The sequence below is a fragment of the Micromonospora sp. DT201 genome (genome assembly GCF_049841575.1).
In the GTDB taxonomy this organism is placed as follows: Bacteria; Actinomycetota; Actinomycetes; order Mycobacteriales; family Micromonosporaceae; genus Micromonospora.
Window position 1 is genome coordinate 117,667 of record NZ_JBNCKP010000014.1, and the last position, 17,353, is coordinate 135,019.

The following is a 17,353-nucleotide window of genomic DNA, read 5'->3' on the forward strand; positions in this document are numbered from 1 at the left end:
CACCCGGGCCGAGGGTCCTGCGCCCAACCGGCCATCTGCTCGTCGGGTTTCAAGCCGGTGAGGGCACGCGTGACCTGTCGGCGGCGTACCGCCGCTTCGGCCACGAGATCCACCTTGAGCGACACCATTACAGCGTGGAGCAGGTCGCCGCCGAGATCGCTGCCGCCGGCCTGCGGGAGGAGTGCCGCCTGCTGCGGCGGGCTCGGGGCACCGAGCGCGACGACCAGGCGTTCCTGCTGGCCAGAGCCGGTTGAGTCAGCGGTTGAAGGCGAGGTACAGGCCGAGGCCGAAGTTGACCACCAGGATGATCGCGCCGACGACTGCGAACCAGCGCTGCCACGCCGTCCACCGGACCGTCCGCTGGGACTCGGCGATATCGGCCTCCTCCACCCGAACCTCCGCGATCCTGTCCCGTTCCCTGGTATCCCGGCGATCCGCGACCACACCGGCGCTGAACAGGGCGACGTTGGCGCGAAGCTCCTCGGTGAGGCTACGCAGCGCCTGGGTCATCGATTCGATCGAACCGTTGATATGCCGGAGGTGATCATCGTGCCCCTGCAGACGTTGCTCGATCCGGCCCGCGTCGAGACCGCGGTTGTAGGCGGCTGCCTTCTCCTCGGTGCTCTCCGGGCCCGTCACGACGGTCTCGCCGGCAGATCCGGGGATCTGGTGCTGGTGAGACGCACGGCCCTACCTCCTACTGACCACCGCAGCTGCCGAATGGTCGATGCTCCAGTCGTACCACTCGCAGACCGAGAAAGCCACTGCTCGGATCCGACAAAACCGCAGGTCAGAGCGGTATTTGCCGGCCGGTGAACGAGCCGGTCGAGGCTCGGGAAGACAACTGCGGCAGTACGGCAAGCGTGCTGCGTACCGCCGGGGTGGTAGTCGCATCGACAACTCCGGCAGGACGACCAACGCGCACTCCGATACCTACGCTGCCGGCTGTACGCGTCAGGCGATCGAAGGGGAAACGCCATGTCCATCCGCCACCTGCTCTCCACCGCCGTAGCCGCCCCGCTCGGGGGGATCGACCTGGCCGCACCGGCAGCCGCACACGCCTCCGTCCAACCGGCCGCCGCCGCTGTTCTCGCCATGAGCTCCGGGCGACTCGGTGCCAGCATGGCCGCCCTGCTCGGGCTGGTCGGCGCGCTCATCGGTGGGCTGGCACTGGCCCGCCCCGCCAGTCGCGTCGGCACCGGCACCGGGCGACTCGGCGCCGTCCTGGCCCTGGCAGCAGGGCTGACCGCCATGGCGCTCGGCGGTGTGGTGGTGGTGGCCACCTCCGACAGTGGCATCGGCACGGGCAACGGGCGTGGTGGGGCCTTCGTGGCCCTGGCGGTCGGGCTGGTCGGCGTGGTCCTCGGTGGGCTGGCACTGGGCCGCTCCCGCCGCACCGGCCGGTTGCCCGCCTGAGGTGGTCAGGGTCGGGCGAGCCAACCAGGAACGGTCAGGCCGGACTCGTAGGCGAGGATCACCAGCTGGGCGCGATCCCGGACCTGCGCCTTGGTCATGATCCGGCTGACATGCGTCTTGGCGGTCGCTGGACTCAGCACCAGCCGCGCCGCGATCTCGTCATTCGAGAGGCCGGCAGCGACCAGCGTCAGCACCTCACGCTCCCGCTCGGTGAGCGCGCTCAGTCGCGGCCCGGGGTCCGGATGCATGACCCGGGCGGCGAACTCGGCGATCAACCGACGGGTGATCGCCGGCGCGATCAGCGCGTCGCCACGGGCGACCACCCGCACCCCGTGGATCAGCTCGGCCGGCTCGGTGTCCTTCACGAGGAAGCCGCTCGCACCGGCCCGCAACGCGCGGTAGACATAATCGTCCAGGTCGAACGTGGTCAGGATGATCACGCGGGCGGCGCAGCTCGCGACGATCTCCGCGGTGGCAGCGAGGCCATCCAGCACCGGCATCTGGATGTCCATGAGGACGACATCCGGTCGCAGCTGCCCGGCGAGCCGCACCGCCGCGGCGCCGTCGGCGGCCTCGCCAACCACCTCGATGCCGTCCTCACCCTCCAGGATGGACCGGAAGCCGGCACGTACCAGGGTCTGGTCGTCGACGAGCAGCAGCCGGATCACGCCGGCTCGCCTGCGGGCGTCGGGCCGGGGCCCAGCGGCAGGCGGGCGCAGACCCGGAAACCGCCCTCCGGCTGGGTGCCCGTGGTCAGCGAACCGCCAAGCGCCCGGACACGCTCGCGCATGCCGAGGATCCCGCTGCCGGGCTTGCCTGGTGTGCTGGTGCCGTCGTCCTCCACCTCCACCACCACGTCGTCGTGGTCGGGCCGGATCCGGACCACCGCGGCGGTGGCGCCCGCGTGCCGGGCCACGTTGGTGAGCGCCTCCTGGACGATCCGGTATACCGCGAGGTCGACCTCCGGCGGCAGCGACCGGGTCTCGGCGAGCTCGGTGCGGATCGTCAACTCGGACCGCCCGGCCGTCGTGATCAGATCGCCAAGGCGATTCAGGCCGGGCCTGGGCACGACCGGTGCCGCGCCCTCCTGCCGCAGCACGCCCAGCGTCGCACGCAACTCTCGCAACGTCTCCTTGCTCGTTTGTTTGATCGCGGTGAGCGCCTGCTCGGACCGGGCCGGGTCCGGCCGGTGCAACGCCGCACTGGCCTGCACATAGATCAGCGAGAGGTGATGACCGAGCGCGTCGTGCAGCTCGCGGGCGATGCGCAACCGCTCCTCGGTGGCCCGCCGCCGGGCCTCCTCCTCCATCCGCTGCTCGGCGATGACCTCGCGGGCCTGCGCTTCGGCGAGGTAGGCCTGACGGTTGCGGGTCACACCGACGATGACCGCGATCAGCCAACCCGCGTGCAGCAGCGTCGCCCCGTTCATCGTGTCCGCGGATCGGTTGTAGCTGTCCGCGACGGCGAAGGCGATCACCGAGGCGAGACCGAGCCCGATCGCGAGGCGGAGATATCCCTCGTCGACGACGGTGTAGAGCGCCACGACGAACACCAACATGATCGGGCCGGGCCTGTGCAGCAACGCCCCGTACGCGCCGACGGCGGCCAGCGCCACCACGCCCACCGGCACCGGATGGCGGCGGCGGACGCAGAGCGCAGCGGGGGAACCGAGCACCACCACCAGCGCCGCCCATTCGGCGGTGGTGTCGATGCCACGCGACTGCACCACCAGGCCGACGAGGGCGACCAGACCGACGGCGAGCACCAGGGCCGTGTCCGCCGTCCGGCCACGCCACCGCGACCCTGACATAGGCCGAAGCCTAACCCGCGTTTCGTCGGAGGCTCGTGCCATGATGCCGCTCACCTCAAGGCAAGGAGCTTGGCGGCATGGCCACGGCGAATGTGCGGGACGAGACAGCGACCGGAAAAGCCATCGACCAGTGGCCGTTGACCGGGCTGCCGGAGCGCATCTCAGCGCGGGAGTTGGTCCGCTTACGGGTACGCGAGGAGGTCGCGCGGTTCAACGCCCACCAGCCCGAGCACTTCCGAGGGCTGCTGCAGCCGACCGACACGGAGGCCACGTTGAACGGCTACCGGGTCGCCCGAGGCAGGCGGCTCGACTGGGAGCAACAGGCGGACGCCGCCTGTGCCGCCTTCGCCCGCAACGGCTTCCTGCTGCTGGTCGGCAGCCGTCAGATCGAGGACCTCGACGAGGAGATCGACCTGCTCGCCGACCCGGATGTGGCCTTCGTGCGGCTCGTCCCGTTGGTCGGTGGCTGACATGGGCCACTGGAAAGAGCTCCTCCCCGCCCTCAGCGATGACGACCGACGACAGGTGGAGATCGGTCTCGCCGAGGCTGATGCTCGGATCAGGGCTGTTCTCCACAGCGCGAACACCTACCACTGGAGACACTCGATAACCAACGTGCCGGTCTGGGCCGCGGTCGAGTCGTGGCCGGTCGAAGAGCGTCGCAGCGCGGCGCTGGCCATGCACCTGGAGTCGTCGACAAGTTGGACTCCGACCGCGTTGAACGATGTGGTGCGGAGTCTGGCTGACGGAGACCTGCCCTGGACGCGGGCAGACCTCGTGTGGTGCCTGGAGGTTGCCGCGTGGGACGAGAGCTACGACAACGGCGCGTGCCTGGAGCTACCGGCCGCGATCGCCGCGCGCCTGGCTCCCGCTGAGCTGGCCGACCTGGTGCCGGCCCTCGATGCCCTCATCAGCGAACTGGTCAGCTACTACTTCGTCGAGGCGGAGCCGCGACGACGCGCTGTCAAGCTGATTGGCGAGGCCCTCGATCGCGCCACCGGCCGTCGCGTGCCGTCCTGGCTGCTCCACGATGGAGATGGCTTCGGGCCGCTCGTCCGCGCCGAGATGAGTGCTGCCCTCACCGCGCCGGGCGTGCCGGAGGTGTTGACGCACTGCGCCTCTCTGGAAAAGCCGGCCGCGCCGGTGAAATGGCAGCGGCGCCTCGACGAGCTGCTCGCCACCACACCTGACGGCGCTCGGGCCGTGCGGTCGGTCCTCGAAGCATTCACCGCCTACGGCCGGCCCTTGCATGACGACTCGGACCGCCTCATCCGCGGCCTGGTCTGGGCGCTGTCGCGTCAGCCTGACGAGCGGGCGACCGATCTGTTGGCGCGAGTCACCGCCGCCGCGGCGGCGGCACCACGGCAGTCGTCCAGCTCTCCCCATGCCCAACGGACGGCTGTCGCGGCCGTGCAACTGCTCGCGGGCCGGGGCGGTGAGGTGCCGCTACGCACACTGGCGAGGTTGGCCGTGACGGTCAAGAACAAGGCGATGCTGAGCCGGATCCAGTCCGTGCTGACCCGCATCGGCGCTCAGCGGGGATGGTCGCTCAGCGAGGTGATGGAGCTCGCGATCGACGACCACGGGCTCGGCCTCGATGGGCGACTGTGCGCACAGGTCGGGCCGTACGAAGCGACGGTCGACGTCCCGGGCGAGAAAGCACGCCTGAGCTTCGGTCGTGACGGTGCCCCCCTCAAGGGCATCCCGGCTCAGGTCAAGCAGGCATACGGTGACGAGCTCAAGCAGTTACGTGACCTCGTCAAACGCGTAAACGCGAGCCTGGCCGCCGAACGCCAACGGGTGGAAGGACTGCTGTCCGAGGAGCGCACCTGGTCGTACGCCGACTGGTTGTCCCGATTCCTCGTACACCCGATCACCGGGACCCACGGGCGACGGCTGTTGTGGGAGACCAGCACCGACGGCCATCGCTGGACGGCGGGTCTCCCCCGTCGGGACAGCGACGGATGGACGATCGCCGGCCGGGACGGCCAGGCCATTCCCCGCGACCGGGTCAGGCTGTGGCATCCCGCTCGGGCGACGACCGACGAGGTTTTCGCCTGGCGTGCGCACGTGCTCGCCACTGGTCTGGCACAGCCGTTCAAGCAGGCCTTTCGAGAGGTCTACCTGGTTACGCCTGCGGAGGAGCAAACGCACACCTACTCCAACCGGTTCGCCGCGCACATTCTGCGCTACCGGCAGGCGAACGCCCTCCTGCGCGCTCGGGGCTGGCAGGCCGGCTACCTCGGCACCTGGGACGGCGGTTATGACAGCGAAGCCACCAAGCTCTTCGGCGGTGGTGCGTGGCGGGCGTCGTTTCACCATCAACTTGTCGACAACCCCGATCCGCACAGCTACGACGTCGAATACTGCTCCACCGACCAGGTGCGTTTCGCCCGCCGGGACGGGGCGACGTGGCAACCGGCGCCGGTCGTCGACGTGCCACCACTGGTCTTCACCGAGGCCATGCGTGACGTGGACCTGTTCGTCGGCGTCACCTCGATCGCCACCGACCCGCAGTGGGCCGACCGCGGCGAGGATCGGCTGCACACCTATTGGCGCAGCACCGTCAGCGCAGCGCTGACCCCATCGGCGGAGGTACGCCGAGACGCGCTGGCGCGGCTGCTACCGCGCACGAACATCGCCGATCGGGTGGACCTCTCCGACCGGTACCTGCACGTCCGTGGGAACGTCCGCAGCTATCGGATACACCTCGGGTCCGGCACCATTCTGATGGAGCCCGACGATGCCTACCTGTGCATCGTCGCGGCGCGTGATCGCACCGGCCGGCTTCACCTGCCTTTCGACGACGACCCCATGCTGTCGACGATCTTGTCGAAGGCAATCATGCTCGCGGCAGACGACACGATCACCGACACCACGGTGCTCCGACAGCTCACCAGATGACTGACGGGGCGCCGGGAGATCATTCCTCGCGCAGGCCGTCGAGGTGCACTCTGAGCGCCGCTGCGATCTCTCCCGCCGCGAGGACCTGATCCGGGGTGAGGGCGTCGACGAAAAGCTCACGGATGGCGCGCAGGTGCGGATAGGTGGCTCCCCCGAACGCCTCGGCTCCGGCGGCGGTGAGCAGCACCTCCGCCCCACGGGGAACAGTCGCGCACTCCTGCCGGCGGATGAGGCCCCGCCGCTCCATCCGCCCCAGATGGTGGGAGAGCCGACTTCGCTCCCAACCGATGTGCGCCGCGAGTGCGGAGGAACGCATCGCCTGCCCCTCGGCCTCGCTGAGCGCGAGCAGGACGGCGTAGTCCCCCGTCGAGAGCGAGGAGTCGCTCTGCAGGCGGGACTCGAGCCGGGAGCCCAGGGCCGCCGTCGTCTCGATGAAGTCCCGCCAGATCCGTAGCTCGTCCGAGGTCGGGAGTTGTCGTCCCCCCCGCCGGCCGAGTGTGGCCTCCGTCATCTCACTCTCCTGGAATTGACGTGTCAATCGCCAAGTTAGCATCATTGACACGTCAACCGGTAGGGCCGCTCCCGCGGGTCGCCGGCCCGGAGCACCGAGGAGGACACGATGACAGCTGCAGGTTTCGAACTGGGGCTCAACTCGTTCGGGGAGGTGGCCAGCGACGGCGACCGGGTCCTGAGCGACGCCGAGTCGACCTCTACACCAGGGCACTCGAACAACACGGGCATACCCTGCGGCCAATCGGGCAGCACTCACTCGGCCTTGTCGCAGACACCGACGAGGAGGCGGTGGAGACGTGGTGGCGCGCTATGAGGCTGAAATCGACCACGGCGCGCTCTTCGTCGGATCACCCGAGACGGTGGCGCAGAAGATCGCCACGGTCGCCCGTGATCTGCGGCTGAGCCGCTTCGACCTGAAGTACGACATCATGCACCTGCCCCGCGTGGCACGCGCACGCACCATCCAACTGCTCGGCAGTGAGGTCGCGCCGCGGGTCCGGGAGCTGCTGGCGAAGGAGCCCACCCATGTCTGATCTCTTGTTCGGCCTCGACACGTTCGGCGACGTACCGGAGGACGACGCCGGCAAGCTCGTGTCCCACGCTAGAGCGATCCGGCAGGTCGTCGACGAGGCGGTGCTCGCCGACGAGCTCGGCGTCGATGTCATCGCCCTGGGCGAGCACCATCGGCCGGAGTACTCGGTGTCGACGCCGGAGACGGTCTTGGCGGGGATCGCCACCCGTACGTCGCGGATCCGGCTGGCGTCCGGGGTGACCGTGCTGAGTTCGGACGACCCGGTCCGGGTGTTCCAGCGTTTCGCCACGGTCGACGCGCTGTCGCACGGCCGGGCCGAGGTCATCCTCGGTCGCGGCTCGTTCACCGAGTCGTTTCCGCTCTTCGGCTACGACCTGCGCGACTACGACACGCTGTTCGAGGAGAAGATCGACCTGTTCGTCAAGCTGCTCGACGAGAAGCCGGTCACCTGGAGCGGCACCCTGCGCGCCCCGCTGGACAACGCCGACGTCTTCCCGAAGACAGAATCAGGGCACCTGAGCACCTGGGTCGGCGTGGGCGGCTCACCGCAGTCGGTCGTGCGCACCGCCCAGTACGGGCTTCCGCTCATGCTGGCCATCATCGGTGGTGCCCCCGAGCGCTTCGCGCCCTACCTGGACCTCTATCGGAGGGCAGCCGAGCAGCTCGGCACGACCGCGCACCCGGTCGGGATGCACTCGCCGGGCTTCATCGCCGACACCGACGAGGAGGCGAAGGAGGTGTACTGGCCGCATTACCGTGTCATGCGGAACCGGATCGGTGCGCTGCGCGGCTGGCCACCGATCCGCCGCCAGGAGTTCGACTCCGAAGTGGAAGGTGGTTCCCTCTACATCGGCTCGCCGGAGACAGTGGCCCGCCGGATGGCGCGGGCGATCCGCAGCCTCGGCGTCGGCCGGTTCGACCTCATCTACTCGGCCGGCGCACAGCCGATGAGCGCCCGGATGCGCGCCGTGGAACTCTACGGCTCACGGGTGATCCCCATGGTCCGCGACATCCTGGCCAGCTGACCAGCGCCGACGGACGCACAAGAACGAGAGGACGACATGTTCGACAACGACCGGAGCCGGCCTGTGACCCTTGGTGTTCTCGGGGCCGGCAAGGTGGGTACGGTGCTCGCCCGGCTCGCCGTCGCCGCTGGCTATCGGGTGCTGGTCGCCGGCTCGGGCGACCCGGCGAAGATCGCCCTCACCGTCGAGGTGCTCGCGCCGGGGGCGGCGGCCACCACGGCGGTTGACGCGGTGGCCGGCGCGGACATCGTCATCCTCGCCCTTCCACTGGGCAAATACCGCAGCATCCCCGCCGAGGCGCTGCACGACAAGCTCGTCGTCGATGCCATGAACTACTGGTGGGAGATCGACGGCATTCGGGACGACCTCACCAACCCGCGTACCTCGTCGAGCGAGATCGTCCAGGCGTTCCTGCCCGGGTCCCGTGTCGTCAAGGCGTTCAACCACATGGGCTACCACGATCTTGAGGACGAGGCGCGGCCGGCTGGGGCTCCTGGCCGCAAGGCCATCGCGATCGCCGGCGACAGCGCCACTGATCTCACCACGGTCGCAGGTCTTGTGGACGCGCTGGGCTTCGACCCGGTCGTCGCGGGTCCCCTCGCCGAGGGCGTACGGCTCGAGCCGGGCAGCGAGTTGTTCGGCGCCAACGTGAGCGCCGACGAGGTGCGTGCCATGCTCGACCGTTTCCCCGAGTCGGAGCGTGGACGGACGATTGCCTCTGCCAGAGCCTCGACGCCGAACGAGGCGGCTGAGAACTCCTAACCGGTGCCGGTCATCAACCGTTGTCGGACGTGTTGATCGCGGTGCAGTCGAGGCAGTTCGGGTGAGTGGCGCGGTGCTGACGTGCCCAGAGCCCAGCGTCGCGTTCCTGTCCGCGTGGCGGTACGGCGGCCAGTTGAAGTCGACGCAGCAGGTGAAGGTTGGCGGGCAATGCTGAGACGTCCGAGGCGCCGAGTCGAGGATGGTCGACGATGAGCGCACCGTCGCGCATGGTGACCAGGGCACGGTACTGGCGGAGATCCCCTGGACCGTCTGGTCGGAACAGGGTCTCGTCCTGCCGGGATGGACGCAGGATGTGCTGCCCGTCCGGGTGGAGGTGACCAACGAACCATTCGATGAAGGCGGTGCGCGCTGCCCCGTGGACGGGGTCGTGGTGATCGACCGCATGGGCTTGACGCACAAGGGTGGCGAGAGTGCTGGAGTCAACCGCGACGAACCTGCCTGGATCCCGGGGAGGCTGCCAGCGTTTCCAGGTTGGCCGGGTGTCTGGTGCTGTGGCGGGCCGCGGCAGTCGCGGGGCTTGTTCCAGGAACGTGGTATCGATACCCATTCGAGTGAGGTGCTTACGCAGCCAGGATCGCTGGAAATCGTTGGCGCCCTGCCAGGTCCAGACGAGTCCGTCGTACTCGCCGGCTGGCCGAGGTTGGTCGGCACCGGGCAGGTTGTGGCAGACGTCGGCGATGAGCCTGATCTCGGCAAGGTGCCCATCGGGATGCTTCGAGCTGTCGGGCCTCGACGCGAGAGCCCGGATCTCGATCATCGCGGCTGACAGCACCACCGCGATGGCCGCGCGGCGCTGATCGTGTGACCATCCCCTGCTCGGGTTCCGACGTAGGCGCACGGCGGAAGGGTATCCCTCGTCGTTGGGCAGAACCACAGGCACTGTGACCTGAACGCCTCGTCTGGCCTGCGGACCGATCAGGAATCGAGAAGCCCCAGGGCTTATGTCCGGCCTAGCCTTTTCCCAGGTCGCCGGCATCACGCCGGACTTGAACGACGAGAGGGAGCCCCAGAATGTCCGCGAAGACCACCACGACCGTGTCCGATGGCTTCAGCCCGGAGGAGCGGGCCGCGATGAAGGAACGCGCCGCCGAACTGCGCGCCGAGGGCAAGAAGGGTGCAAAGAAGGCCGACGGGCTGCAGGCGATCCTCGACCGGATCGCGCAGATGGCGCCGGAGGATCGCGCGCTCGCCGAGCGCGTCCACGTGACGGTGACCGCCGCCGCCCCGGATCTGATGCCGAAGACCTGGTACGGCATGCCCGCGTACGCGAACGCGGACGGCAAGATCGTCGTGTTCTTCCAGGACTCCGGCAAGTTCAACTACCGGTACTCGACCCTGGGCTTCCAGGACACGGCCAACCTCGACGACGGCGACCTGTGGCCGGTGTCGTACGCGCTGCAGAAGTGGAGCCCGGCGGTGGAGAAGAGGGTCATCGAGCTGGTGAAGGCTGCGGTGTCCTGAAGCTCACCGGCCCGCGCCGACGGTCAGGGGCTGGCGTCGGGTGCCTACGGTTCGAGCCTGTCGATCACCGACCATGCGCTGGCCATCGAGGCGGCGGAAGCCGGAGCTGCCGTCGTCCGCTCCCAATACGGATCATCGCGCCGGGAGGGATTGAGGCCCGAGCGTGACCGCGCCAACCGGTTGGCATGCCTGCTGAGCAGACCGGGATACTGGCCGCTGTGACGACCAAAGCGCTGATCCTCGACTTCGACGGTCTGCTGATGGACACGGAGACGACCCTGCTGGAGAGTTGGCGTTGGGAGTGGGCGCGGCACGGCCTGCAACTCGACCCCCAGGGGTTCTTCGCCGACCATGGCGGGGATGCGAACGCCGCCCGCTACACGGCGCTCGAAGCGGCGGTCGGGTCCCCCTACGACCGCACGTCCAGCCACGCGCTGCGGATGGCGTACCGAGCAGAGTTGAACGCGGCGCTGCAGCCCGCGCCCGGCATCATCGAGTGGCTGGACCGGGCCGCCGAGCTGGGGCTGCGGCTCGCCGTGGCGAGCAGTTCCCCGCTCACGCACGTGGGTGCTCTGCTGGACCAGGCAGGGCTGCGGGCGCGGTTCGAGGTGCTGGCGACCGGCGACGAGGTCCCTGCGCACAAACCGGATCCGGCTGTCTACCTGCTGGCCCTCGAACGGCTCGGGCTGCCTGCGGATCAGGCGGTTGCGTTCGAAGACACCGCGCACGGCGTGGCGGCGGCACTCGCCGCTGGGCTCCGCTGCGTCGCCGTGCCGAACCCACACGCGGACCACGCCCGCTTCACGGCTGCGGACCTGGTGTTGACCAGCGCCGCGGACCTCTCCCTGGACGCACTCCTGGCTCGGCTGGCACTGCGCGTGAGCGGTGCCCTGGTGGCGTGAGTCGGCACCCACCGGCCATCGGCGCACTCTTGACATGAAGCTTGGTTGAGGTTCTAGCGTTCGCCATCCAACACCCGTTGTCGGAAGGATTCGGATGCACCTGCCACGCCTACTGCGCCCGCGCGTCGCCGTGAGTGCGCACTGCGACCTCCCCTGCGGCGTCTACGACCCGGCGCAGGCCCGCATCGAGGCTGAGTCGATCAAGGCGATCTCCGAGAAATACCAGGCCAGCGACGATCCGGAGTTCCGGACCCGGTCGCTGGTCATCAAGGAGCAGCGCGCCGAACTGGTCAAGCACCACCTCTGGGTCCTGTGGACCGACTACTTCAAGGCACCGCACTTCGAGAAGTACCCCCACCTGCACGGCCTCTTCAACGAGGCCACCAAGCTCGCCGGCGCGGGCGGTGCGAAGGGAGTCGCGGACCCGGCGGTCGCGGAGCAACTCCTGGCAAAGATCGAGGAGATCTCGAAGATCTTCTGGGAGACCAAGCAGAGCTGATCCGACCCGGAGCGATCACCGCACGGTCCAGCGGGTCAAGATCCGCACAACATCACTGAACTTGCTGCTTCAGCGCGCCCGAAGGCAGCAGTTTCAGTGAATCTGTGCGGATCTTGACCTCGCCGGGAGGTTGAAACCGCAGGCGACTGACGGTGCGGGACCCGGCGAGGCTTCGCCACGATCGACCGGCGCGATCTCAACGCGTAGGCCGCTACTGGCGAGCGTCGTCCGGGTCGGGCTCACCACCGGAGGCCGCGCCCCCGACGAGCACCGACTCCTGACCCTCCTGCCGGCCCTCCTGCCGGGCGCGGGCGAGCAGCCCGGCCAACCGGCGACGGCGGTGACGGGCCGCCGCCCGCAGGCCGATGAGCAGTACGGCGAGAAGACACAGCAGCGCGAGCTGTGCCCACGGCACGACCCAGGTGGTGACGGTGGCGGTGACCGGCCGGAGATCGGCACCGGCTTGGCCGTCGCCGAGCAGGGCTGGCGTCGTGGTGACTGTCGTGCGGAGGCGTCCCAGCGGCCACACGCCACTGGCACGGGTCTCCACCTCACGGCTGCCGCCCGGGAGCAGCTCCTCGACAGCACTTGTGGCGTCGTGGCTGGTCCGGCCGAAGAGGTCAGACACCGCCACGCGGCTCGTTCCGCTGACCCAGGCGTTGCCGTCGTTCTCGACGGTGTAGCGAATCCGAACGGTGCCACCGGCGAAGGGATTCCACGACGGGGTGTACGTCGTGGTGAGGCCCTGGATGGGCAGAGTCGCCTGGACGGACCCGTTGACCCGCACCATGACGCGGAACCCCACTCGGCTCTCGACGTTGACCGTGCCGCCGGTGCTGGTGACGGTCGCGGCGATGCCGGCCGGGTGGTCGCCCGGTGTGGCGTTCTTGGGCACCGTGATCGTGAACGGCACCACCTTCGTCTCGTCGGGGCCGACGGTGACCTTCTCCTGAACGTCGATCCAGGTGCCACCGTCGACCGAGGGACGGTCGGACGAGAGCATGTTGAAGCGGCCCTTGTCGGTGAGGTAGCCGTCGGCGGCCTTCAGCGAGAAGGCGACAGCGCTACGGCTGAAGTTTCGGACCGCCAGGTGCTCGGTCACCACCTTCCCCGGGTCGAGGCTGGCGTTGATCCACCGGCGTTGGTCCGGCCCGGTCGAGGTGGCCGGCTGGACCGTCCAGGTCAGGGCTTTCGGGTCCGGTTCCGCCGCAGCCACGGCCGGCGCGGCAACAACCGTGAGGATCACGACGGCGAGGACGGTGAGCGCCTGGCGCAGCGGGGAGACGGTCATGACGACGGCCCTTCGGCACGGGGTTTGGCGGGGGCCTGGTCCAGGCCCCCGCCAAGCCACTACTCGAACAGTGAGAGCGTGAGGGTAGAGCTGTATTCGCCGGCGGCGACCTCAGCGGGAGTCCGCAGATACAGGTCGGCGTTGACGGAGTACGAGTCGCTGGCGACGGCCTCGGAGTCGAAGGCCGAGACCAACAGCTCCTGGTCGACAAGGCCGACGTTGTTGCCCGGCAAGGTCTCCTCGTCGAGAGCGGTCACAACCTCCTCACCTTCGGTGACCAGGCCGGTCTCCCCGCCGTCGAGCAGGCGCGGCTTCCAGCCGAAGTGGTCGGCCGTGATCGGCGCCTGGCCGGAGCTGCCCGCGAAGTCGCTCGCGCTGCCGAGCACAGCCCAGGCGGCACCATCGGGAACCTCGTCGGCGATGCGCGTGTCGGTGACCGTCACCGTCGGCAGCGTACCGACGAACTGGCGAACCAGCAGGGTCGAGCCGTCCTCGGACAGCGCGACCGAGTCGCCGGCGATCGACAGGGCGAGAACGCCCGGTTCCCTGATCTCGTCGATGTCGACAGTGACCCGCACGCTGGCGTCGTCGCCAGGGTCGGCCATGGCGGGCGACGGCAGCACCGTCGCCCCGACCACAACGGCGCCGACGGCACAGGCCGCGAGCATCTGCCGCCGTTTGTATGTGTTCATCTGATCTCCGTTCTCATCCATGAAGGGTTATCCGCCGCAGGTGCTGGCGGGGTATTGCACGGTGCGAACGGTCGTCACGTCCTGCCCGCCGATGGCCCCGGTCACCCGGACCGTCGCCGAACCCGCTGGAACCGAGACGGCACGCGTGTTGAACGACTGGTACGCGTTCGCACCTGCTGCGACGGCCGTGAACGACCGCTGGCCGTACGAGGTCTCCAGGGCGATCCCCACCGGCGCGTCGTGATCGTTGCGCGCCTGCACCGCCACGTACGCCTTGCCACCCACGCACCGCGGCTCGGCGGTGACCGTGACGGGCAGCTCCGGCTGGTCCGATGCCGCTGCGAAGGCCCAGGAGTCGATCTCGAAGAGGTCGGCGCCCGCCGGGCCGGTGTAGGTGAAGTACACGTCGTGCACGCCGGTGACGCCCTCGAGCTCGGCGGTCACCTCGGCCAACTGGCCCGTCGGCGTGTCGACGGAGATCGTGCTGACAACGGGACCGTTGACGTCGTCGAGGCGCACCTGGATCTGTGCGCCAGCGGCGAGCGCTCGCACCTTCGCCGTCACGCTCTGCGCGCCGTTGGCGCCGAAGTCCACCGACGACAGGGCAGTCCAGTCGCCATTGTCGATGTCGCGTACCACCAGGTTCGGCGCCGCGCCGCCGAACTGGGCGGAGGTGCCGTCGACCTTCGTGGTCGCGACGCCCTTGCTCCAGCCGAAGGTCTCGGCCTCGAAGACACGGTACGGATCGAAGTTCCGGACCTGGTTGACGCCGGCGTACGTGCCGACGACCTGCTGGATCGTGCCGTCCGCGTTGAAGGACAGCTCCTGGATGTGCGGGCTGCGGTACCCCTGCGTCGAGTTGCCGTTGATGCGCTTGTTCAACGTCGGGGCGTGGTAGGTGAAGTAGTACTTGCCCTCGAACTCGAACACGGACTGGTGGTTGTTGCCACCGGTGCCCGAGCCGAAGAACTGCGACTGGTTCGGGAAGAGCACCCCGGCGTAGGCCTCCTTCGGCCAGGACATCGGGCTGTCGGAGATCATGTAGCCGATCTGGCCGCCCCCGGGGTAACCGGGGAGCGGCTGCTGGCTGCCACCGAAGTCGTTCCCGCCGAAGTGCGAGGAGTACGAGAAGTAGTACTTGCCCTCGCGCTTGAAGACGTGGCCCGCCTCGAAGGCGACCGGAGCGTCGACCACCGCGGCGGAACCCTCGGTCGACACCATGTCGTCGCCGAGTTCGATCGACCGGATGTTCTTCGGGTTGTTGAAGCGCTCGGCCGGCGGCATGCTCGTCGCCGCGGGACCACCACCGAAGACGAGGTACGGCTGGCCGTCGTCGTCCACGAACGGAGCCGGGTCGAACTTCCACGCTACGGACTCGGCACCGGGGGTCCTGCCGTCGATCAGCGTGCTCGTACGCTCGCTGGTCCACGGACCGAGCGGCGACGCACCCGTGATCACGTTGCTGGAGCCACCGCCGTTGGCGTAGTAGAGGAAGAACTTCTCCACGCCGTTCACCACCTTCTTGGTGATGCCGGGTGCCCACGAGTTGCCGGTGAACGGTGCCACCCCGTTCGGACCAGCGACCTGGATCTCGCCGTGGTCCGTCCAGTTCACAAGGTCCGCCGAGGAGATCACCGTGATCTGGTTGATGTTGCCGTAGTTGATCCCCGGCGAGACGCCCGTGACGGGGTCGGGAGCGTAGCCCTGGGTGTCGTTGGTCATGTACATGTACACCCGGCCGTCGTGCACCATGCCGAAACCGTCGGCGCCGAACTTGTGCCCGATCAACGGGTTGTGCTCACCGGGCAGCTTGCCGACGACCTCGATCGTCTTCGACGCCGGTGCGGGCGGCGCGGCGCCGACCACCGACACGTCGTCGAGCTTGAAGTCCATGAGGTGCACGTTCGGATCCGTGGACGGCGTGGCCGTCCAGGGAGTCTCGAAGAACAGGCGTGCCGTCGACACGTTCTGCCCCGCCGGGATCGTGAACGTCCCGTTGAACTGCGCCCACTGGCCCTTCGTCGCCACCACATCCACGAGGTTGGTGTAGGTACCACCGCCGTAGTGCATCGTTGCGAAGAACTGCTTCGTAGCCGGGCCGTTCGGGTTCTCGTACTTGATGCGGGCCGTGAGGGCATAGGCCTGGCCGGCCTGCACCTTGCCGCTGAGATCCTGCATCGGCCCGGATCCGGTCGTCGTCCGGCTGGTGACGAGCGCGGCGCTCGCGCCCGCGTAGGCGTCCGACGTGGCCGAGAGTTGGGCGCCGTCGGTGGCGTTTCCGTTGTTGACGAACCAGCTCGCGAGGCCGTTCTCGAACCCACCGTTCACGATCAGATTCGTGTCGGCGGCCTGGACGGGCGCCGCCCCGACGACGAACCCTGCGGTCAGCATCAAGCCGACCGTCGCGAGCGCTGCGACCCGTCCTCGGGTCGCCCGTCGCAATCGTTGCTTCACGAGACATCCTCCTTCAACTCTGACGTGCGGTCATCGGTGTGCAGGGGATCGCTGAGAGTGCTCCCATGGGTGGTCCGGACATCAGGGGTCGACTACCACCACCGGCTCGACCGCGGCCGGCGGCGCGAAATCAGGTCTGCTGTTCCGCGCCGCGCGGCCGATCGCCCGGTGGTGGTGGTCGTCGGTGAGCCGAGGGCTCGTGGTGGCGTTATCCGCCGCAGGTGGCGGCGGGGTGCTGCGCGGTGCGTACGGTGGTCACGTCCCTGCCACCGATCGCCCCGGTGACCCGGACCGTCGCAGAACCGGCTTCCACCGATGCCGCACGCGTGTTGAACGACTGGTAGACATTCGCCCCCGGCGCCACAGCCGCAAACGATCGGTTTCCGTACGGGGTCTCGACCGTGATCCCGATCGATCCGTCATGGTCGTTGCGCGCCTGCACCGCCACGTACGCCTTTCCACCCAGGCACCGCACCCCAGCAGTGACCGTGACGGGCAGTTCAGCGAGCACGCCCAGCCGGGCCAGTTGATAGCTGAGTGCCCGCTCGGGGGCGTCGATCTGGTTCTGGGTGCCGAATTGCCCGGCCCGTGCTGACGTCGCCGCGGCGAGCGCCGACTGAGTCGCGGCCCAGGCGTCGGCCGGGTAGTGCCGACTGTCGAGCGTCTGCGCGTGGGCGATTGCCGAGTCGAGGGTGGTGGTGTCGAGCGGCCGGGACTGCGCGGTCAGCGTGTCGCTGAGCAGGAAGTTGTCGAAGTCGACGCTCCCGCCGGTCTCCTGGGTCGCGTAGTTGAACAGACCAACCCGATGGCCCATGAAGTGGGCGAGGCTGCCGTCGAGCGACTGTGGGCCGACGCGGTTGCCCAGGCGGGTCCACTGCATCCCGTCCAGGCTGTAGTAGAACGTCGTCCACAACTGGCGACCGGCGACGAGAAGTCGAGGTCCGCCTTCACGTGCACCTCGGTCGCGTCACCCAACGCCACGGTCGATCCTGGCACGAAGGCTTCCAGCGTCGACTGGTCGAGGTCGACAGCGAACGGCTGCGACCGGTTGACGACACCCAGGGTGTTGAC

At 68.8% G+C, this 17,353-nt stretch carries 19 protein-coding genes and 1 pseudogene; 11 read left to right on the forward strand and 9 right to left on the reverse strand.

Annotation, left to right across the window (positions count from 1 at the left end; genetic code table 11):
* Window positions 1-255 precede the first annotated feature (255 nt).
* The gene (locus tag ACLQ28_RS22080) at window positions 256-639 is read right to left on the reverse strand and encodes a hypothetical protein (protein ID WP_425688169.1); all 384 of its coding nucleotides are present in this window, start codon (window positions 637-639) and stop codon (window positions 256-258) included.
* Window positions 640-978: 339 nt separating this feature from the next.
* Here ACLQ28_RS22080 and ACLQ28_RS22085 point away from each other — a divergent pair, with 339 nt between their 5' ends.
* A complete protein-coding gene (locus ACLQ28_RS22085) occupies window positions 979-1,416 on the forward strand; it encodes a DUF6223 family protein (RefSeq protein ID WP_425688170.1) in 438 nt (145 codons plus the stop codon).
* A 5-nt stretch (window positions 1,417-1,421) separates the two neighbouring features.
* Here ACLQ28_RS22085 and ACLQ28_RS22090 read toward each other — a convergent pair whose 3' ends face one another.
* Window positions 1,422-2,084, reverse strand: a complete 663-nt coding sequence (locus ACLQ28_RS22090) for a response regulator (RefSeq protein WP_425688171.1) — start codon at window positions 2,082-2,084, stop codon at window positions 1,422-1,424.
* Window positions 2,081-3,226 (reverse strand): sensor histidine kinase, encoded by a 1,146-nt coding sequence (locus tag ACLQ28_RS22095; protein ID WP_425688172.1) that lies wholly within the window; start codon window positions 3,224-3,226, stop codon window positions 2,081-2,083. Before ACLQ28_RS22095 ends, ACLQ28_RS22090 begins: the two co-directional genes overlap by 4 nt.
* A gap of 77 nt (window positions 3,227-3,303) precedes the next feature.
* Between ACLQ28_RS22095 and ACLQ28_RS22100 the strand changes: the two genes are divergently transcribed.
* Both ACLQ28_RS22100 and ACLQ28_RS22105 read left to right on the forward strand, forming a co-directional pair.
* On the forward strand, window positions 3,304-3,696 hold the full coding sequence (locus tag ACLQ28_RS22100; RefSeq protein WP_425688173.1) for a hypothetical protein: 393 nt from the start codon (window positions 3,304-3,306) through the stop codon (window positions 3,694-3,696).
* A 1-nt stretch (window position 3,697) separates the two neighbouring features.
* Entirely contained in the window at window positions 3,698-6,130 is a 2,433-nt protein-coding gene (locus ACLQ28_RS22105) for a DUF4132 domain-containing protein (RefSeq protein ID WP_425688174.1), read from the forward strand.
* Window positions 6,131-6,149: 19 nt separating this feature from the next.
* Here ACLQ28_RS22105 and ACLQ28_RS22110 read toward each other — a convergent pair whose 3' ends face one another.
* Window positions 6,150-6,641 (reverse strand): MarR family winged helix-turn-helix transcriptional regulator, encoded by a 492-nt coding sequence (locus ACLQ28_RS22110; RefSeq protein ID WP_425688175.1) that lies wholly within the window; start codon window positions 6,639-6,641, stop codon window positions 6,150-6,152.
* A 301-nt stretch (window positions 6,642-6,942) separates the two neighbouring features.
* Here ACLQ28_RS22110 and ACLQ28_RS22115 point away from each other — a divergent pair, with 301 nt between their 5' ends.
* The 3 genes from ACLQ28_RS22115 to ACLQ28_RS22125 all read left to right on the forward strand — a co-directional run bounded on the left by ACLQ28_RS22115 (window position 6,943) and on the right by ACLQ28_RS22125 (window position 8,962).
* Window positions 6,943-7,176 carry a hypothetical protein gene (locus ACLQ28_RS22115; RefSeq protein WP_425688176.1) on the forward strand — a complete coding sequence of 78 codons (234 nt, stop codon included), beginning with the start codon at window positions 6,943-6,945 and terminating at the stop codon, window positions 7,174-7,176.
* Window positions 7,169-8,200, forward strand: coding sequence for an LLM class flavin-dependent oxidoreductase (locus ACLQ28_RS22120; RefSeq protein ID WP_425688177.1), 1,032 nt, complete (start codon window positions 7,169-7,171; stop codon window positions 8,198-8,200). The genes ACLQ28_RS22115 and ACLQ28_RS22120 overlap by 8 nt, the downstream gene beginning before the upstream one ends.
* Before the next feature lie 63 nt (window positions 8,201-8,263).
* The gene (locus tag ACLQ28_RS22125; protein ID WP_425688178.1) at window positions 8,264-8,962 is read left to right on the forward strand and encodes an NADPH-dependent F420 reductase; all 699 of its coding nucleotides are present in this window, start codon (window positions 8,264-8,266) and stop codon (window positions 8,960-8,962) included.
* Window positions 8,963-8,975: 13 nt separating this feature from the next.
* On the opposite strand, the gene ACLQ28_RS22130 is transcribed toward ACLQ28_RS22125, so the two are convergent.
* On the reverse strand, window positions 8,976-9,191 hold the full coding sequence (locus tag ACLQ28_RS22130) for a hypothetical protein (RefSeq protein ID WP_425688179.1): 216 nt from the start codon (window positions 9,189-9,191) through the stop codon (window positions 8,976-8,978).
* On the opposite strand from ACLQ28_RS22130, the gene ACLQ28_RS22135 reads away from it, so the two are divergent.
* From ACLQ28_RS22135 to sodN, 5 genes and pseudogenes are all read left to right on the forward strand, one after another.
* Window positions 9,162-9,749, forward strand: coding sequence for a hypothetical protein (locus ACLQ28_RS22135; RefSeq protein WP_425688180.1), 588 nt, complete (start codon window positions 9,162-9,164; stop codon window positions 9,747-9,749). The genes ACLQ28_RS22130 and ACLQ28_RS22135 overlap by 30 nt on opposite strands.
* A 245-nt stretch (window positions 9,750-9,994) precedes the next feature.
* Window positions 9,995-10,444: an iron chaperone gene (locus tag ACLQ28_RS22140; protein WP_425688181.1), complete on the forward strand. Its 450-nt coding sequence runs from the start codon at window positions 9,995-9,997 to the stop codon at window positions 10,442-10,444.
* Window positions 10,445-10,501: 57 nt separating this feature from the next.
* Window positions 10,502-10,582 (forward strand): annotated as a pseudogene (locus ACLQ28_RS22145) (inositol monophosphatase family protein); the annotation flags it as partial.
* Window positions 10,583-10,662: 80 nt separating this feature from the next.
* Window positions 10,663-11,346, forward strand: a complete 684-nt coding sequence (locus tag ACLQ28_RS22150; RefSeq protein WP_425688182.1) for an HAD family hydrolase — start codon at window positions 10,663-10,665, stop codon at window positions 11,344-11,346.
* A gap of 94 nt (window positions 11,347-11,440) precedes the next feature.
* Window positions 11,441-11,845 carry a superoxide dismutase, Ni gene (sodN, locus tag ACLQ28_RS22155; protein ID WP_425688183.1) on the forward strand — a complete coding sequence of 135 codons (405 nt, stop codon included), beginning with the start codon at window positions 11,441-11,443 and terminating at the stop codon, window positions 11,843-11,845.
* Window positions 11,846-12,056: 211 nt separating this feature from the next.
* Here sodN and ACLQ28_RS22160 read toward each other — a convergent pair whose 3' ends face one another.
* The 4 genes from ACLQ28_RS22160 to ACLQ28_RS22175 form a co-directional block, all read right to left on the reverse strand.
* Entirely contained in the window at window positions 12,057-13,136 is a 1,080-nt protein-coding gene (locus ACLQ28_RS22160) for a hypothetical protein (protein ID WP_425688184.1), read from the reverse strand.
* Window positions 13,137-13,195: 59 nt separating this feature from the next.
* Entirely contained in the window at window positions 13,196-13,828 is a 633-nt protein-coding gene (locus ACLQ28_RS22165; RefSeq protein ID WP_425688185.1) for a hypothetical protein, read from the reverse strand.
* A gap of 27 nt (window positions 13,829-13,855) precedes the next feature.
* Entirely contained in the window at window positions 13,856-16,282 is a 2,427-nt protein-coding gene (locus tag ACLQ28_RS22170; RefSeq protein ID WP_425688186.1) for a family 43 glycosylhydrolase, read from the reverse strand.
* Window positions 16,283-16,490: 208 nt separating this feature from the next.
* Window positions 16,491-17,162, reverse strand: a complete 672-nt coding sequence (locus ACLQ28_RS22175; RefSeq protein WP_425688187.1) for a hypothetical protein — start codon at window positions 17,160-17,162, stop codon at window positions 16,491-16,493.
* Window positions 17,163-17,353: the final 191 nt, after the last annotated feature.

Excerpts from the sequence above, each read along its gene's own strand:
- ACLQ28_RS22085 (WP_425688170.1), top strand. The coding sequence starts at position 979 with ATGTCCATCCGCCACCTGCTCTCCACCGCCGTAGCCGCCCCGCTCGGG.
- ACLQ28_RS22095 (WP_425688172.1), bottom strand. The coding sequence starts at position 3,226 with ATGTCAGGGTCGCGGTGGCGTGGCCGGACGGCGGACACGGCCCTGGTG.
- ACLQ28_RS22100 (WP_425688173.1), top strand. The coding sequence starts at position 3,304 with ATGGCCACGGCGAATGTGCGGGACGAGACAGCGACCGGAAAAGCCATC.
- ACLQ28_RS22105 (WP_425688174.1), top strand. The coding sequence starts at position 3,698 with ATGGGCCACTGGAAAGAGCTCCTCCCCGCCCTCAGCGATGACGACCGA.
- ACLQ28_RS22110 (WP_425688175.1), bottom strand. The coding sequence starts at position 6,641 with ATGACGGAGGCCACACTCGGCCGGCGGGGGGGACGACAACTCCCGACC.
- ACLQ28_RS22120 (WP_425688177.1), top strand. The coding sequence starts at position 7,169 with ATGTCTGATCTCTTGTTCGGCCTCGACACGTTCGGCGACGTACCGGAG.
- ACLQ28_RS22135 (WP_425688180.1), top strand. The coding sequence starts at position 9,162 with ATGGTCGACGATGAGCGCACCGTCGCGCATGGTGACCAGGGCACGGTA.
- ACLQ28_RS22130 (WP_425688179.1), bottom strand. The coding sequence starts at position 9,191 with ATGCGCGACGGTGCGCTCATCGTCGACCATCCTCGACTCGGCGCCTCG.
- ACLQ28_RS22140 (WP_425688181.1), top strand. The coding sequence starts at position 9,995 with ATGTCCGCGAAGACCACCACGACCGTGTCCGATGGCTTCAGCCCGGAG.
- sodN (WP_425688183.1), top strand. The coding sequence starts at position 11,441 with ATGCACCTGCCACGCCTACTGCGCCCGCGCGTCGCCGTGAGTGCGCAC.
- ACLQ28_RS22160 (WP_425688184.1), bottom strand. The coding sequence starts at position 13,136 with ATGACCGTCTCCCCGCTGCGCCAGGCGCTCACCGTCCTCGCCGTCGTG.
- ACLQ28_RS22165 (WP_425688185.1), bottom strand. The coding sequence starts at position 13,828 with ATGAACACATACAAACGGCGGCAGATGCTCGCGGCCTGTGCCGTCGGC.
- ACLQ28_RS22175 (WP_425688187.1), bottom strand. The coding sequence starts at position 17,162 with ATGCAGTGGACCCGCCTGGGCAACCGCGTCGGCCCACAGTCGCTCGAC.